This is a genomic window from Novosphingobium sp. PhB57 (assembly GCF_004342985.1).
GTDB lineage: Bacteria > Pseudomonadota > Alphaproteobacteria > Sphingomonadales > Sphingomonadaceae > Novosphingobium.
In genome coordinates, this window is sequence record NZ_SMBO01000002.1 from 379467 (window position 1) to 394046 (window position 14580).

At 66.9% G+C, this 14580-nt stretch carries 12 protein-coding genes; 5 read left to right on the top strand and 7 right to left on the bottom strand.

Features of this window, described 5'->3' with window-relative positions:
* Nucleotides 1-10: 10 nt before the first annotated feature.
* Nucleotides 11-1432 (bottom strand): leucyl aminopeptidase family protein, encoded by a 1422-nt coding sequence (locus tag EDF58_RS09435; RefSeq protein ID WP_132264784.1) that lies wholly within the window; start codon nucleotides 1430-1432, stop codon nucleotides 11-13.
* Nucleotides 1433-1480: 48 nt separating this feature from the next.
* Here EDF58_RS09435 and EDF58_RS09440 point away from each other — a divergent pair, with 48 nt between their 5' ends.
* The 3 genes from EDF58_RS09440 (at nucleotide 1481) to EDF58_RS09450 (ending at nucleotide 4378) form a co-directional block, all read left to right on the top strand.
* Entirely contained in the window at nucleotides 1481-2335 is an 855-nt protein-coding gene (locus EDF58_RS09440) for a DUF4163 domain-containing protein (protein WP_132265317.1), read from the top strand.
* 74 nt (nucleotides 2336-2409) lie between these two features.
* Entirely contained in the window at nucleotides 2410-3240 is an 831-nt protein-coding gene (gene map, locus EDF58_RS09445; protein WP_132264786.1) for a type I methionyl aminopeptidase, read from the top strand.
* An 88-nt stretch (nucleotides 3241-3328) separates the two neighbouring features.
* Entirely contained in the window at nucleotides 3329-4378 is a 1050-nt protein-coding gene (locus EDF58_RS09450) for a hypothetical protein (RefSeq protein ID WP_132264787.1), read from the top strand.
* Between the two features lie 60 nt (nucleotides 4379-4438).
* Here EDF58_RS09450 and EDF58_RS09455 read toward each other — a convergent pair whose 3' ends face one another.
* The 4 genes from EDF58_RS09455 to lptB all read right to left on the bottom strand — a co-directional run bounded on the left by EDF58_RS09455 (nucleotide 4439) and on the right by lptB (nucleotide 9293).
* Nucleotides 4439-5806 (bottom strand): glycosyltransferase, encoded by a 1368-nt coding sequence (locus tag EDF58_RS09455; protein WP_132264789.1) that lies wholly within the window; start codon nucleotides 5804-5806, stop codon nucleotides 4439-4441.
* A 260-nt stretch (nucleotides 5807-6066) separates the two neighbouring features.
* A complete protein-coding gene (locus EDF58_RS09460) occupies nucleotides 6067-6765 on the bottom strand; it encodes an energy transducer TonB (protein WP_132264791.1) in 699 nt (232 codons plus the stop codon).
* 177 nt (nucleotides 6766-6942) lie between these two features.
* Nucleotides 6943-8424 (bottom strand): RNA polymerase factor sigma-54, encoded by a 1482-nt coding sequence (gene rpoN, locus EDF58_RS09465; RefSeq protein ID WP_132264793.1) that lies wholly within the window; start codon nucleotides 8422-8424, stop codon nucleotides 6943-6945.
* Between the two features lie 56 nt (nucleotides 8425-8480).
* Nucleotides 8481-9293, bottom strand: a complete 813-nt coding sequence (gene lptB / locus EDF58_RS09470) for an LPS export ABC transporter ATP-binding protein (RefSeq protein ID WP_243654152.1) — start codon at nucleotides 9291-9293, stop codon at nucleotides 8481-8483.
* Between the two features lie 209 nt (nucleotides 9294-9502).
* Here lptB and EDF58_RS09475 point away from each other — a divergent pair, with 209 nt between their 5' ends.
* Together EDF58_RS09475 and EDF58_RS09480 are read left to right on the top strand one after the other, a co-directional pair.
* A complete protein-coding gene (locus EDF58_RS09475; RefSeq protein WP_243654153.1) occupies nucleotides 9503-10003 on the top strand; it encodes a hypothetical protein in 501 nt (166 codons plus the stop codon).
* A gap of 104 nt (nucleotides 10004-10107) precedes the next feature.
* Nucleotides 10108-11454: a TldD/PmbA family protein gene (locus EDF58_RS09480; RefSeq protein ID WP_132264797.1), complete on the top strand. Its 1347-nt coding sequence runs from the start codon at nucleotides 10108-10110 to the stop codon at nucleotides 11452-11454.
* Nucleotides 11455-11496: 42 nt separating this feature from the next.
* On the opposite strand, the gene EDF58_RS09485 is transcribed toward EDF58_RS09480, so the two are convergent.
* Entirely contained in the window at nucleotides 11497-13890 is a 2394-nt protein-coding gene (locus EDF58_RS09485) for a mechanosensitive ion channel domain-containing protein (protein WP_165921363.1), read from the bottom strand.
* A gap of 73 nt (nucleotides 13891-13963) precedes the next feature.
* On the bottom strand, nucleotides 13964-14461 hold the full coding sequence (locus EDF58_RS09490) for an META domain-containing protein (protein ID WP_165921364.1): 498 nt from the start codon (nucleotides 14459-14461) through the stop codon (nucleotides 13964-13966).
* Nucleotides 14462-14580 lie beyond the last annotated feature (119 nt).

Sequence of the window (14580 nt, forward strand, 5' to 3'; positions counted from 1 at the left end):
AGACGCAAGTTCAGCGGCCGTCGCCGGTGTAGCGCCGCTGCAACATCAGCCACGCCGCCCGCAGGCCGAGGGCGTCTCCACCCTTGGGACGGCCGGGCTTGGCGGCGGGACGCCAGGCGAACGTGTCGAAGTGGGCCCAGTCCATGCCCTTCGGCACGAAACGGTCCATGAACAACGCCGCCGTGCTGGCCCCGGCGAAGCCGCTGGAGCCGGCATTGTTGATGTCGGCAATGTCGGACTTCAGGTATTCGCGGTAGCCATCGTAGAGCGGCAGGCGCCAGCAGGGATCGTCCACGGAAAGCCCGGCATCGAGAATGTCCTGCGCGGTCTTGTCATCGCGGGCGAACAGGGCGGGCAGGTCCGGGCCGACGGCGACGCGCGCGGCGCCGGTGAGCGTGGCGAAGTCGATCACCAGTTCAGGCTCCTTCTCGCCGGCGCGGGTCAGCGCGTCGCCCAGGATCAGGCGGCCTTCGGCATCGGTATTGCCGATTTCCACGGTGATGCCGGCGCGGCTGCGCAGCACGTCTCCGGGGCGGAAGGAATTGCCGGCGATGGCGTTCTCCACCGCCGGGATCACCAGATGCAGGCGCACCGGCAGGTTCGCGCCCATGATCAGGCGGGCGAGGGCAAGGGCGTGAGCGGCGCCGCCCATGTCCTTCTTCATCAGCAGCATTCCCGCGCCGGGCTTGATGTCGAGGCCCCCCGAATCGAAACAGACGCCCTTGCCGACGACGGCGATCCTGGGATGCTTGGGATCGCCCCATTCCAGCTCGATCAGGCGCGGTGCATGGGCACGGCCAGCCGCACGGCCGACGGCATGGACCATCGGGTATTCGCGCTCCAGCATTTCTCCGCGGGTGATCTTCACCTCCGCGCGGAAGGCCTTGGCGAGCGATTCCGCCTCGGTTTCGAGCTGGCCCGGGCCCATGTCCTCGGCCGGGGTGTTGACGAGATCGCGGACCAGCTCGATCGCCTCGCCCTCGGCGATCATCGCGTCGATCGCCTTGACCTCGGTGGTCAGGAGAATGCGCGGACCTTCCTCGGACGGCTCGGAGCGGTAGCGGTCGAAACGGTATTGCCCGGCGATCCAGCCCAGCGCGGCCTTGCCGATCTCGGCCTTGGCGCCCTCGCCGCCGGCGCGGCGATAAGTGCCGGCGGGCAGGACATCGGCCAGTTTCGCCAGGCACCAGGTGGTGAGCCTGGCCGGATCGGATACGCCTGCGGCCACAAGCCAGCCGTCACCATCGGGAAGGATCGCATGGCTTCCCGCATCGCCCACGAATTTCTGCGCTTCGAGCGCGGCGCGCTGCGAAACCGACAGGCCCTTGATGAATTGTTCCAGTCCATCCTTCTCCCCGTCCTTGGAAACGAGGTGGATGGCGACGGCCTTCTGGCCGCGATCGGGCTGAATCAATGCGTTCTTGTCGGTCATGGTCCCATTCTCTAGCCTTGCTGCGAGCATGAGCCGAGAGGAAAAATGATGCGATCTGGTGCCTGGTGTCTTGTCTCCGCTGCAACTGCGGCCCTGCTGCTGAGCGGCTGCAAGGGCGAAAAGTCCGCTCCTGCCCCGTCGGAAACCGCATCGGCCGGGATTTCGGCCCAGACCGAGAGCGCTACCGAAACGACGACGGAGACCAGCACCGAGGCCGGTGACCTCGTCGTGGGCGGCGGCCGCGCGGAGAAGACCGAGAACGATCTTTACGAATTCTCCTATTCCTATCCCGATGCCGCAGGCGCCATTCCGGGGCTCAAGGCCAATCTTGACCAGCAGCTCGACACGTCCCGCGCGGATCTGGTGAGCAGCGCCAGAGAAGGGCAGGCCGAAGCGAAGAAGAACGACTTCCCTTACCACGCCTACAGCTACGGCGAGGACTGGAAGGTCGTGACCAGCCTGCCGGGGTGGCTCTCGCTGTCCTCGGAATCCTACGTCTATTCGGGCGGCGCTCACGGCATGACCGCTTTCGACGGGCTTCTCTGGGATCGCCATGCCGAAACCGCGCGCAAGCCGAGCGACCTCTTCACCAGCAAGGAAGCCCTGTCCAAGGCGCTGCGCACCCCGTTCTGCGCCGCGCTCGACAAGGAGCGCGTCAAGCGCCGCGGGGGCCCGATCGACAAGAGCGACGAGATGTTCTCAGAATGCATCGATCCGGTGGAGCAGGTGGTGATCCTGGGCTCGACCAACCGGCAGACGTTCGACCGCATTGGGCTGCTCGTGCCGCCCTACAATGCCGGCCCTTATGCCGAGGGCAGCTATGAAGTGACGGTGCCGGTTACGGGCGCGGTCATGGCCGCTCTCAAGCCGCAGTATCGATCCAGTTTCTCGGTGGCGAAATAGCGAGGCGGAAAAGGCAATAGCGCGCGCTCACGCGTGATCTCGCATTTTGCGCGCGCAATTGTTATGTAGCCCTCATGACCGAATACCAGACCGTCGAACCCGGAAGCGAAACCGTCCTGCGCGACGGCACCATCAAGCTGCACGGCCCCGAGGGCTTCGAGGGCATGCGCAAGGCCGGCCGCCTTGCCGCCATGATCCTCGACGAGATCGCACCGATGGTGCAGCCGGGCGTGACCACGGCCGCCATCGACGACAAAGTGCGCGAACTTACGCTGGACGGCGCCGCCGTGCCCGCCACCCTGGGCTACCGCGGCTATGCCCATTCGTGCTGCATCTCGATCAACCATGTGGTCTGCCACGGAATTCCCTCCGACAAGGCGATAAAGGACGGCGATATCGTCAATATCGACGTTACGCCGCTGCTGGACGGCTGGCACGGCGACACCAGCCGCATGTACCTGGCGGGCGATGTCTCGCTGAAGGCGCGTCGCCTGGTCGAGGTGACGTACGAATGCCTGATGATCGGCATCGAGCAGGCCCGGCCCGGCAACCGCGTGGGTGACATCGGCGCGGCGATCCAGGCCTATGCCGAGTCGTTCCGTTACGGCGTCGTGCGCGAATTCTGCGGCCACGGCCTCGGCCGCCTGTTCCACGACGCACCCGAAGTCGTGCATGCCGGCCGCCCCGGCACCGGGCCGCTGCTGAAGCCCGGCATGTTCATGACCATCGAACCGATGATCAACCTGGGCAAGCCGCCGGTAAAGCTGCTGTCCGACGGCTGGACGGCAGTGACGCGCGACAAGTCGCTGTCGGCGCAGTTCGAGCATTCGATCGGCATCACCGAAACCGGCTGCGAGATCTTCACCACCAGCCCCCAGGGTCTTCACAAGCCGCCCTACGCCTGACGAGTCATCGCCCCGGCGTACGCGCCCGGGCGTGACCTGACGTCTTCGCCATGACAGCCTCCTTTCCCGACACAGGGAAGGGAGAGCCATGGCCACCGCAGCATTCGATCTCACCGGCGGCGTCCCGGAAGAACGCGAGTTCGTCGTCGCGGAAAAGCCCGATGACGGGCTGCGCGATGCCGTGAACGTGTGGATCGAGGAGGAGAACGGCCTCTTCGCCATGCGGATCGGCGTCGAGGCGGTCGGCAATGCCTGGGACAGGCACGAATTCTGGCTCGACGTTGCCTTTGCCGATGGCCGCCTGCTCTCGAAACGCGGGGACGGAGCGGTTCATGCACCTCATGGTGCCGATGGCCGCCCGACGGTGCGCGGTACCGGCCCGGTTCGCTTCGAATGCGAGGACCCCTTCCGCCGCTGGACCGTCTCCTACCGGGGGCAGGCGGCGGAAACTTCGGCACAGGCCATAATCGACGATCCCGATTTCAAGGAAACCCGCTGGAGCGACCTGGAGATCGCGGCCGAAATGGACATGGCCGCGCCGCCCTGGGTGCCGGGATCGCTCCTGCCCGAAGCGGCCGCAGCGCTTGGCGGCGAGCAGGGCAGCTTCATGAGCCCGCGCTACGAGCAGCTCTTTCGCTGCAGCGGCACGGTCACCGTCGACGGCGTGGGCCGCCCGTTCAAGGGCAACGGGCTGCGCATTCGGCGCACCGGCTTTCGCGCCTTCGCCGGCTTCTGGGGCCATTGCTGGCAATCGGCGGTCTTTCCGGATGGCCGCGCCTTCGGCTTCAATATCTATCCCCCGCGCGAGGATGGGGAGCCGAACTATGCCGAGGGCTGGATCATCGATACCGACGGTGTCCACACCCCGGCGCGCCCGGTGGAAGTGCCGTGGCTGCGCCGCTTCGTCACCGGCGGCGAGGATGTGTCCTGCGTGCTCGAAACCGTCGACGGCCGCCGCGTGGCGATCGCGGGCACGACATTCGTCAATGTCCGTTCGCGCGGCGGGTTCGCCAAGCCGGTGGATTGGCCCGCGGACTTCCCGCTCGTCCAGCAGAGCCACGCCTTCTATACGTGGGACGGGCAGAGCACGACCGGCATGATCGAGCGCTCCAGCAAGCCGAGTGTGATGGAGTCGTAGAGATGCATGAAGGTGGCGTGTTGCGGCTCTCGGCCGAGGGTTGCTGCCCCCGGGCTTCGCTCACGGCGGCGCGGCCTGCACCGGCTTGCTCAGAAGCGCGAGGAGCGAGATGCGGTTGAAGAACCACATCCTCTGCAATTCCAGGCCGCTGTATTTCCGCAGGGTATTGGCGAAAGTATAAGGCGTATACCAGACGTTGTGGTCCGGGTGGACGGCTTCCAGGAACGTCTCGGTTTCGGCCACGTAGTCGAAATGGCGCGACCGGCACTGGAAGGCGTCGGGCACGGAAATGAGGAAGAGATTGGCGTCCACCGCCGCGATCTCACCGAGGAACGCCTCGACATCCGCGACATGCTCCATCACTTCGGGAACGAGCACGACATCGTAGCTGTCAGTGACTTGCGCGAAGTCGGTGAACAGCCGTCCTGTCACGAACGGCCGCAGCTGTTCCAGCGCCTCGCCATGGGGATCGAGCCCATCGAGTTGCCGGCAATGCGCTTCAAGCTGGACATGAAGCGAGGTTCGCGGATCGGTAATCGGCCAGTCCGCGCAGCCCACATGCAGCACCCGCTGACCGGCGAGCAGGCTGGCGAGAACCTCCATCCTGCCGAGCGAGGCCAGTTCGGCGCCCACTTGCACGCGCTGCAGGAAGTACGGGGCGTGGATGCCTTCGAGCGGAGATGCGCGCGGCGGGGGTGGTGGCGATGGCATTGCCGGAGTGGGTGCTGTCACTGCCGGCGACGATGAAGGCGTCGTTTCCGGGGGCTGCCGGGACTGGCTTGCCATGGCGCCGATGTCGGTCCTGTGCATGTCCTCGTAAGTGCGCAGGGTGGAACCCCAGAGTTGATGGGCATAGACCGGGTCGCTGCCGCCATACGTCACGCCCGTGAAGTGGCGCGGGATGAACATGTGGCTCGGATAAATGCGCAGCGGGGTATAGGCGAACTTGCGGTAGCAGTCGGTCAGGCGCTGCGGACCCACGGTTTTCCAGGCCATGTCGCCGATAACCGAGGGGCTGGCGGCGATGTCCTCGACGATTTGCCGCACGAAGCCATTGCCGGCCTCGCATCCGAAATAGCCGGCGGCGATCAGGCCGGGACGGGCGATTTCGCTTTCCCAGCAGGCGAACGCCTCGCAGTCGAGCAGGGCTTCGTCGAGCGGGCGCAGGCAGATCGAATCGGCATCGAAAACCAGGCCGCCATGTTCGAGCAGGATTTCCCAGCGCATCATGTCTGCCACGCCGTTGAGTTCGCGCGGGGCCATCTGCCGCATGTGAGCCGCGTTCACCCAGTTGCGCCCGTCCAGTTCGGCATTGCCCCAGAGGCGGAACTGCCAATCGGGATGGGCCGCGCGCCAGGTCTCGATGCAATTGTCGGGGCGGCGGGCCTCGTCGCCCACCCAGATAAAATGGAAGCTCTTCGGAATCATCAGGCGGCTCCCGGCGGAAAAGGGCGTTGCTGCCGAGAGCTAAAGCGATGCGGTGTATCAAGTCCGAAGGGGGGCTAGGGAATTGTCCCGAGAAGGACCGGTCCGGGCCATGAGACAAGCGGGTAATGAAAGAAGCGGGCCTGCTCCGCGACATGCGAAGCAGGCCCATCCCCCACCGAGGGCGGGAGCATCAGCCGGAGCGGCACACAAAGTGCGGAAGCGGTGCCGCTCCGGGCGGGTGACCTCTGGGGGTTTCGAGGTCAGTCCCGCGGGATGATCCAGCGGATCGTCCCCAGGTAACTACCGGAGGCGGCCTGGCCTTCGGCATTGGTGGCCGGTTCGAACCGGGCACGCCTGCTGACGTATTTGCAGGTGGCCTCGTCGAGGCCGGTGAAGCCGCTCGACGCGACGATGGCGCATTGGCTGACGCGCCCGCGCGCATCGATGTCGAGCCTGAAATGGACGCTGCCCTGGTGTTCGGCGCGCAAATCCGCGGTGGGGTAGTCCTGCGTGGTGACCCAGCCCGATGCGGCATTGCTGGGAAGCGCCCCGCGCGGCTGGAACCGGGCCGGGGTCTCGGTTGGCGTGGGCAGCGCCACCGCGACTCTCTCCGTGGGTTCGAAGGAACTGGGCGTGGCCGTGGGCACCGTGGTGGAGACCTGAACCGGATCCTGGGCAGGAAGCTGGATTCGCGGCGTCGGGGCGGTCAGCAGCGGCTGATCCACGGGCCTATCGGGCTGCGCCTGGGGTTCGGGCGGAGGTGGAACCGGGATAGGTTCCAGCCTGATCTGGGTCGCTTCGGGGTTCTTCGGCGGATCGCTCCTGAGCAGGGTGACCGCGAAACCGTTGACCAGGGCGAGAACGAGTCCACCCTGTATCAAGGCCACGATGCCGCCGGTGAGCGCCTTCTGGCTTCCGTTGGCCAGACTTTTTGTGGAATGTCGATCGACGTAGGACATCGGCAATCCTCTCCATGGGTACACCGCGTTCTTGCGACGTCACGAGCTTGCGGTTGGTCGCAAGTCCGGTGCACTTCATGGAAAGAAGGCTATCACGAATCGAAACAATTCAAATAAAATTATACTAAGCACAACAAGCATTTAACATGTCTTGTTTATCATCTGCTTGCTTAGTTCTTACCGCACCGCAGCAATAGCCTTCTGGCGGCGGCGCTGCACCGAACTGCCCAGCCCGATGGCCTCGCGGTACTTGGCGACGGTGCGGCGGGCCAGTTCGAAGCCTTTGTCCTTCAGCAGGTCCACCAGGGCATCGTCGGACAGGATGGCTTTGGGATCTTCGGCGTCGACAAGGCGGCGGATGGCCGCCTTGACCGCTTCGGCCGAAGCGCCTTCCCCGCCGGCGGCGGCGACGCCCGAGGTGAAGAAGAACTTCAGTTCGTAAGTCCCGCGCGGACAGCTGAGATATTTGTTCGAGGTGACGCGGCTGACGGTCGATTCGTGCATGCCGATCGCCTCGGCCACGGTGCGCAAAGTCAACGGCCTGAGCTGCGATATGCCGCCGCTGAAAAAGCCTTCCTGCTGCTTCACCAGTTCGCTGGCGACTTTCAGGATGGTCTTCTGCCGCTGGTCCAGCGCCTTGATCAGCCAGTTCGCATCCGCCAGCTTTTCCGAGAGCCAGGCGCGCGAGCCCTTGTCGGCGCATGTGCCTTTCAATTCCACGTAGTAGCTGCGGTTGACGATCAGGCGCGGCAGGCTGGCCTGGTTGACGGCGACATTCCAGCCGCCGTCGCTGCGCGGCGTGACGAGGATATCCGGGGTGACCGCAGCGCTGGGTTCGCCGCCGAAGCGCAGGCCGGGTTTCGGGTCGTAGCCGCGCAGCTCGGACAGCATGTCGGCGAAATCCTCGTCGTCCACGCCGCAGATGCGCTTGAGCCGGGCCAGTTCGCCGCGCGCGAGCAAGTCGAGATTGTCGATCAGCCGCGCCATCAGCGGGTCGAGGCGGTCGGCCTCCCGCGCCTGGAGAGCGATGCATTCGGACAGGGTTCGCGCGCCGACGCCGGTGGGATCGAGCGAATGGACGACGGCCAGTGCCGCCTCCGCCTCGGCCTGATCGATGGCGAGGTCTTCCGCGATTTCCGCGAGCGCAACCGGCAGGTAGCCCGCTTCGTCCAGTTGCCCGATCAGGTAGCGGGCGATCCCGGCCAGCAGAGGGTCGCCGGTGGCAGCGCCGACTTGCGCTTCGAGGTGCTCCACCAAGGTCGCTTCGCCCCGGCCGCGTTCCTCGATGGCGGGCAGTTCCTCGCCGCCGCCGAGGCGCAGGTCGGCGGACCATTCCCCGGTGTCGCGGTCGCGATCGAGCGCGGAAGCGTCGATATCGAGCGGGCGGTCGTCCTCTCCCCGTCCTTCGCCGATGAGCCGGTCCACTGGCGATTCCTCAAGCGTGGTGCGGCGCGCTTCCTCGGGCACGTCGACGGTTTCGGAGGCCGGTGCAGCCGGTTCGCCGCCCACGTCGAGCAGGGGGTTGGCCTCCAGCGTTTCGCCGATGAAGGTTTCCACTTCGAGGTTGGACAGCGCCAGCAGCTTGATCGCTTGCTGGAGCTGCGGGGTCATGACCAGCGACTGGCTTTGCCTGAGGTCCAGGCGCGGTCCCAGGGCCATGGCCTAGCGGGCCTGCGTGAGCGGGCCTTTCGACAGGCATGAGCCTGCCGCGAGGGTCACAGCGTGAAGCCTTCGCCGAGGTACAGCCGGCGCACGTTTTCGTCCGCCACCAGGGCTTCGGGGCTGCCGGCGAACAGGACCTGGCCGCCGTAGATGATGCAGGCACGGTCGACGATGTCGAGCGTCTCGCGCACGTTGTGGTCCGTGATGAGCACGCCGATGCCGCGCGTCTTGAGATCGCGCACGAGGTCGCGGATGTCGGAGATGGACAGCGGGTCGATGCCGGCGAACGGTTCGTCCAGCAGCATGATCGAGGGCTTGGCCGCCAGCGCGCGCGCGATTTCGCAGCGGCGGCGCTCGCCGCCCGAAAGCGCCATGGCCGGGCTGGAGCGCAGGCGGGTGAGGCCGAATTCGTCAAGCAGGCGTTCCAGCTCGCTGGCGCGGACGTTCTTGTCGGGCTCGTTGAGTTCGAGCACGGCGCCGATGTTCTGTTCCACCGTCAGGCCGCGGAAGATGGAGGTTTCCTGCGGCAGGTAACCGAGGCCGAGCACGGCGCGGCGGTACATCGGCAGGCGCGTCACGTCGACGCCGTCCATCAGGATGCGGCCCGAATCGGGGCGCACCAGGCCCATGATCGAATAGAAACAGGTCGTCTTGCCGGCGCCGTTGGGGCCGAGCAGGCCGAGAACCTCTCCCTTGGCGACGGACAGCGAGATGTCGGTAAGCACCGCGCGCTTGTCGTAGCTCTTGGCGATCGAGATCACTTCGAGTCCGCCGGCTTCGGCGACGGTTGGCACGTGGTGGCCTGCACCTTGGCGGTCCGGCCCGGAGTCAGCCGGGTGCGGGGGGAGTTCGGTGGTTCCGGTCATGTTCAGAGCGGTTTACGCATGCCCCCGTTGCTCGGCAAGCGGGCAATTCCCGGATATGGAGGCAAATGGCAGGTTTCCTGCATGGTTCGGCGCATTTGCGGAACCGGGCAAGATTGTTGCGGGTTGTAGGGTAAACTTGAAATCCACGCGCTCAAGTGATCTAGTGGGTTCCAGGATAGATCAAAGGTCGCAGACAAGACGGGACAACCATGATGGACAGGATCGGCAAACAAGATACGGCGCCTCGCACCGGGATCCTGCCCCGGAACCGAACCCTGGATGCGCGCGGTTCCCTGCCCGATCCGCTTGCCGCATCGCGCGGCGGCCATCTTCCCGACAAGCCCGTGGCGCCCGAAGGCGGTTCCATGCACGACTGGTCGAAGACCGACTGGCGCCGCAAGATGAGCGACAACATCGCCTATGCCCTGCTGGTCTACACCGCATTGCAGATTTTCGTGACGGTGGGCGCGCTCAAGGCCCACGGCGAATCGCTGCTGCCCTATCTTGCGCTGGTGATCCTGGTGGTCGCGATCATTCCGGCCTGCCGCCGGTTCGAGGCGCGCTGGAACCGGCTGGACGACGAGCAGGCCCACGATCCCGTGCTGGGCCCTTATTTCCGCCGCGACCGCATACTCCTGTGGGTGCTGGCGATCGGGCTGCCTTTCGCGATCACCGGGCTGTTCAAGGGCCTTTCCCTGCTGACGGCGTGAACGATCCTCACGCGAGATTTGCGCTCGGCCGCCGCGGAGTTTAGGGCTGCGCTCCCCCTGTGCCGGTATCGCGCCGGTCTCGCAGGGCATGGAGACCCGAAGAGATGCTCAGCCCCCAGGAAGCGCTCGACCGCGCCCAGGACCTCGCCGACCGTGCACGCAAGGCCGGCGCCGATGCCGCCGACGCCGTGTTCGGCGCCAGTTCGTCCGAGGGGATCCAGGTGCGCCTGGGCAATCTGGAAGATGTCGAAAGGTCCGAAAGCGAGCATATTTCCCTGCGCGTCTTCGTCGGCAGGCGTTCGGCCAGCATCGGATCCTCCGATCTTTCCCCCCAGGCGCTCGACGAACTCGCCGCCCGCGCCCTGTCCATGGCCAAGGCAGCGCCCGAAGACGCTTTCGCGGGGCTGGCGCCTGAAGACCTGCTGACCCGCGCGCCCTGGCCCGAACTCGACCTGCTGGACCCGGCCGAGCCCAGCCCGCAGGCGCTGCGCGCCGCCGCGCTGGAGGCGGAGGAAGCCGCCCGCGCGATTGCCGGCGTCTCCAACTCCGATGGCGCCACCGCCAGCGCCGGCAGCGGTGTCTTCGCGCTCGCCACCAGCCATGGCTTTGCCGGCGCCTATGGCTCCACCAGCCACTCGGTCAGCGTGTCGATCGTGGCGGGAGAAGGTTCGGCCAAGCAGCGCGACTATGCCTGGCGCTCGGCGCATCACCGCGAGGATCTGCCGCCGCCCGCCGAGATCGGCGCGCTGGCCGGCGAACGCGCGGTGGCCCGCCTCAATCCGGGGCGCATGGCCAGCGGGCCAATGCCGGTCGTCTTCGACCCGCGGGTGGGCGGCTCGCTGATCGGTCATCTCACGGGCGCCATTTCCGGCAGCGCCATCGCGCGCCGCTCCAGCTTCCTGCTCGACCGCCTGGAAGAGCAGATCTTCGCGCCGGGCATCGTCCTGGTGGAGGAACCCCACACGCGGCGCGGCCTGCGTTCGCGCCCGTTCGACGGCGAGGGACTGGCCACGCGGACGCGCAACCTGGTGGAAGACGGCCGCCTGACCGGCTGGCTGCTGGACAGCGCCTCGGCCCGCCAGCTCGGGCTTGCGCCGACCGGCCACGCCGCGCGCGGCGGCGGCGGGGCGCCGGGCGTCTCGGTGGGCAACCTGCATCTCCAGCCCGGCACGGCGACGCCGGAAGCGCTGATGGCGGACATCGAGGACGGGGTCTACATCACCGAACTGATCGGCCACGGCGTCAACGGCGTGACCGGCGATTACAGCCGGGGCGCTTCGGGCTTCCGCATCGTCGGCGGTCAGATTGCAGGACCGATCGCGGAGTTCACGGTGGCGGGCAACCTGCTGGCGATGTTCGCGGGCCTCAGCGCCGCCAACGACCTGGAATGGCACCGCGCCATCAACGTGCCGACCTTGCGCGTCGACGGGATGACCATCGCTGGAGATTGAGCGGGCCGCAGGGCGTTTTCCCGTCGCGCGCAACTGGCCTGGCTAGGCGTCCCGATCCTTGCGGATGTGGATTTCGCGCTGGGGGAAGGGCATCTGGATGCCTTCCTTGCCGAACCGCTGGGCAATCGTGAAGCGGAGCTGCGAGGCGATCGCGGAACCATCCGTCGCATCGGGCACGAAGACGAGCAGGCGCAAGTTGACGGCGCTTTCCGCGAAGCCGTCCAGCGTCACCGTGGGCGCGGGCGATTGCAGCACGCCCGCATGGGTGGCGGCGATGTCGAGCAGGACGATGCGCACGTTCTCCAGGTCCGAGCCGTAGGCTACGTTCACCGGCACCACCACGCGGGCCAGGGCCGCGCCCAGGCTCAGGTTCTTGACGCTGCCGGTGATGAGCTGGGAATTGGGTATGATGATCTGGTGGCGGTCGAAGCTCTCCAGATGGGTGGACCGCACCGAGACCTTGCGCACGATGCCCGAGAAATTCCCGACCTCGATCCAGTCGCCCTCGCGGATCGGCCGTTCGACCAGCAGGATGATCCCGCTCGTGAAGTTCTCGACGGTGGACTGGAGGCCGAAGCCCAGCCCGACCGAAAGCGCCCCGGCCACGAACGTCAGGCTCGACAGGTCCAGCCCGGTACTGGCGATGGCGAGCACGGTGGCGAGCACGACGCCGACATAGCCGATCATCGTCACGATCGAGGCCTGCGAGCCGCGGTCCAGCCCGAACTGCGGCAGCACCGTCAGGTCCAGCACGCGCTTGAGCCAGCGGGTGATCGCGTAACCGCCCAGGAAAACGAAGAAGAAGGTCAGCACGTCTCCGGCAGAGAGGTTGACGCGGCCGATGGTCACGCCGCTGCGCAGCGCCACGATGCCGTCGCCGATCTCGCGGCTGTTGTAGCCCCAGGTCACGGCCAGCAGCGGCAGCGTGCCAAGCGTGAGCAGCAGTCCCGTCACCATCGGGATGATGTGCAGGGTGCGGTGATAACGCTTGAGCCGGCCCTGGGCGAGCATGTCCAGCACGGCGGAGATCAGGCGGTGGAGGAAGATGGCGATGGCGATGATGGCGATGGAGGCAACGACGTCGGAAAAGATCTCGCGCGCGAGCACGATGTAGCCGATCGCGGCGGCGCTCACGCTGCCGATCACCAGGAGCTTCAGGACACGGCTGAAAGGGGCGGCGAAATCGAGGGCATCGCCAACGGTGTGCTTTTCGTGCGCCTCTTCCTGGCGGCCGTCGCGCAGCAGGTTGGCCAGGGTCCAGATCAACCAGCCTCCGCCGATCAGCAGCAGGGCGGAGATCAGGTCGATCACGGTGCCGGAGGCGAAGCCGCCCTGCTCCAGCCCCTCCACCACGGCCTCCAGCGCCATGACGATGCCGATCCAGCGGACGGTCGAGACGCCCTTGTCCACCAGTTCCGGCCGCAATTGCACCAGTCGCAGTTCCGTGAAGGGGGATCGCAGCGTGCTGCGGCCCAGCCAGTGGGCGATGGCGACCATCAGCGCCGCCAGCACCAGCAGCACGCTCAGCGTGACCAGCGCGGGCATGGCCATGAACGGCTTCAGGACGAGGACGAATGCACCGATGGTGCAGCCGATGCCGAAGAACAGCACGATCGCGCCGGTCACGTCCTCCAGCACGACGAGAGGCAGGCGGCTTGAAAGCTGCTGGCTGGTGGGAATGCGCTTTTCCAGCGCGCGGCTGCCCGCGCGCAAGGCCCAGGTGGAGGCGAACGGCCCAAGCAGCACCAGCGCCGCGGCGCCCAGCAGGCGGCCGACCAGGCCGCCGAAGCCTTCCCTGGCGTAGGCCGCGGCCACGTTGTGAGCCACCAGGCTCATGCCGCGCGACACGTCCCAGGCAAAATCCACCCACAGCCGCGGGTCCAGCACCGAGCGGGCCCGCTCCCCCTTGCGCAGGCGTTCGATGGTAGAGATCCGGTTGTCGAGATCGGTCACCAACGTTGCCGCGCGCGCCTGCGCCTCTCGGGCGCGCAGCACCGGGGCGAGCGCTACGGAGAGCTTTGCGTCCAGTACCTTGCGCTGCTGGGTAATGGCCGAGGCCTCGGTCTTGCCGGTTTCGGGCAGCGGGCCGAGGGCATTGATCTGGGCCTGGATGATCCGCGCGTCCAGGTTGCTGCGATCGGCCAGTTCGCGCGCTAGGTCGCGGTCGGCGGCCAGACGGTCGCGCAGCAGGTTGAGCTTGTGCACTTCGTCGTAGTCGAAGCGGCTGGGGGGCTTGCGCAGGATGGCCTTGGCGCTGGCGGCATCGTTCTCGAAGCCGGCGGTGAGGGCGGGGTCGGAGGCGTCGTCGGCTTTGGGCGGCGGAGGGGGCGCGTCCTTCTGGCGCACGGCGGGGACGGCCGAGGCCAGCACTTCCGGGACGGAAGGGTGCTGCGGCGGCGCGGCACCGACGAGACAGCAGGCTGCGGCCAGCGCCATGCAGATGCGCGCCAACCAGGCTCGGCCCTGTCTGCGATCGGTACCGAAAGTGCGGGATGTCACGCCGGGCGGCTCAGAGCGGCGCGAGTTCGAAGATGCCGCCATCCATCTTGAGGGCAAGGAACAAGTGGCCGCCGCGCAAAGTATAGCTGGCCACGTCGGGCAGGCGGGCGGCAAGGGTCTGGCCGATGTCCGGCTGCGGGCAGAGCGCGCGCGTGGAGGCGACTGGACCGATCGACAGGGTGCCGCCTTCGCCGTTGGGCGCCGCCGTGTAAGTGGCGCGCCCGCGATTGCAATCCAGCTGCATCCCCAGCGCGCCGTCGGCGGCGAACTCCAGGGTATAGGTCCGACCCTCGCCCGGCGTACTGGTGCCCTGGGCGTCATCCGAGGACTGGAACTGCACGAGCTTCCAGGAGGTGCCTGCCAGAACGGCGGGGCTGGCGGAAGGCGTGGGTGCCGGGCCTGCAGCCGGCGGCGGGGCGCCGTCCGCCGCGCAGCCGGCGAGCGTGGCCAGCCCGGTCGCCAGGACCAGGGCGGCGGTTGGGGCGGTAACGGCGGTAAACCTGTTCATTGCCTGGCTCCCGGTGCTGTTGCGGTCAGTTGGTAAGGCCGATGTTCCAGCGAATGCCCAGACGGCCGACGAAGCGCTGGTAGTCGCGGGTCGGCACGTTGGAATCGATATCGGTATAG

Excerpts from the sequence above, each read along its gene's own strand:
- map (WP_132264786.1), top strand. The coding sequence starts at position 2,410 with ATGACCGAATACCAGACCGTCGAACCCGGAAGCGAAACCGTCCTGCGC.
- EDF58_RS09475 (WP_243654153.1), top strand. The coding sequence starts at position 9,503 with ATGATGGACAGGATCGGCAAACAAGATACGGCGCCTCGCACCGGGATC.
- EDF58_RS09450 (WP_132264787.1), top strand. The coding sequence starts at position 3,329 with ATGGCCACCGCAGCATTCGATCTCACCGGCGGCGTCCCGGAAGAACGC.
- EDF58_RS09440 (WP_132265317.1), top strand. The coding sequence starts at position 1,481 with ATGCGATCTGGTGCCTGGTGTCTTGTCTCCGCTGCAACTGCGGCCCTG.
- EDF58_RS09480 (WP_132264797.1), top strand. The coding sequence starts at position 10,108 with ATGCTCAGCCCCCAGGAAGCGCTCGACCGCGCCCAGGACCTCGCCGAC.
- EDF58_RS09485 (WP_165921363.1), bottom strand. The coding sequence starts at position 13,890 with ATGGCGCTGGCCGCAGCCTGCTGTCTCGTCGGTGCCGCGCCGCCGCAG.
- EDF58_RS09455 (WP_132264789.1), bottom strand. The coding sequence starts at position 5,806 with ATGATTCCGAAGAGCTTCCATTTTATCTGGGTGGGCGACGAGGCCCGC.
- EDF58_RS09490 (WP_165921364.1), bottom strand. The coding sequence starts at position 14,461 with ATGAACAGGTTTACCGCCGTTACCGCCCCAACCGCCGCCCTGGTCCTG.
- rpoN (WP_132264793.1), bottom strand. The coding sequence starts at position 8,424 with ATGGCCCTGGGACCGCGCCTGGACCTCAGGCAAAGCCAGTCGCTGGTC.
- lptB (WP_243654152.1), bottom strand. The coding sequence starts at position 9,293 with ATGACCGGAACCACCGAACTCCCCCCGCACCCGGCTGACTCCGGGCCG.
- EDF58_RS09460 (WP_132264791.1), bottom strand. The coding sequence starts at position 6,765 with ATGTCCTACGTCGATCGACATTCCACAAAAAGTCTGGCCAACGGAAGC.
- EDF58_RS09435 (WP_132264784.1), bottom strand. The coding sequence starts at position 1,432 with ATGACCGACAAGAACGCATTGATTCAGCCCGATCGCGGCCAGAAGGCC.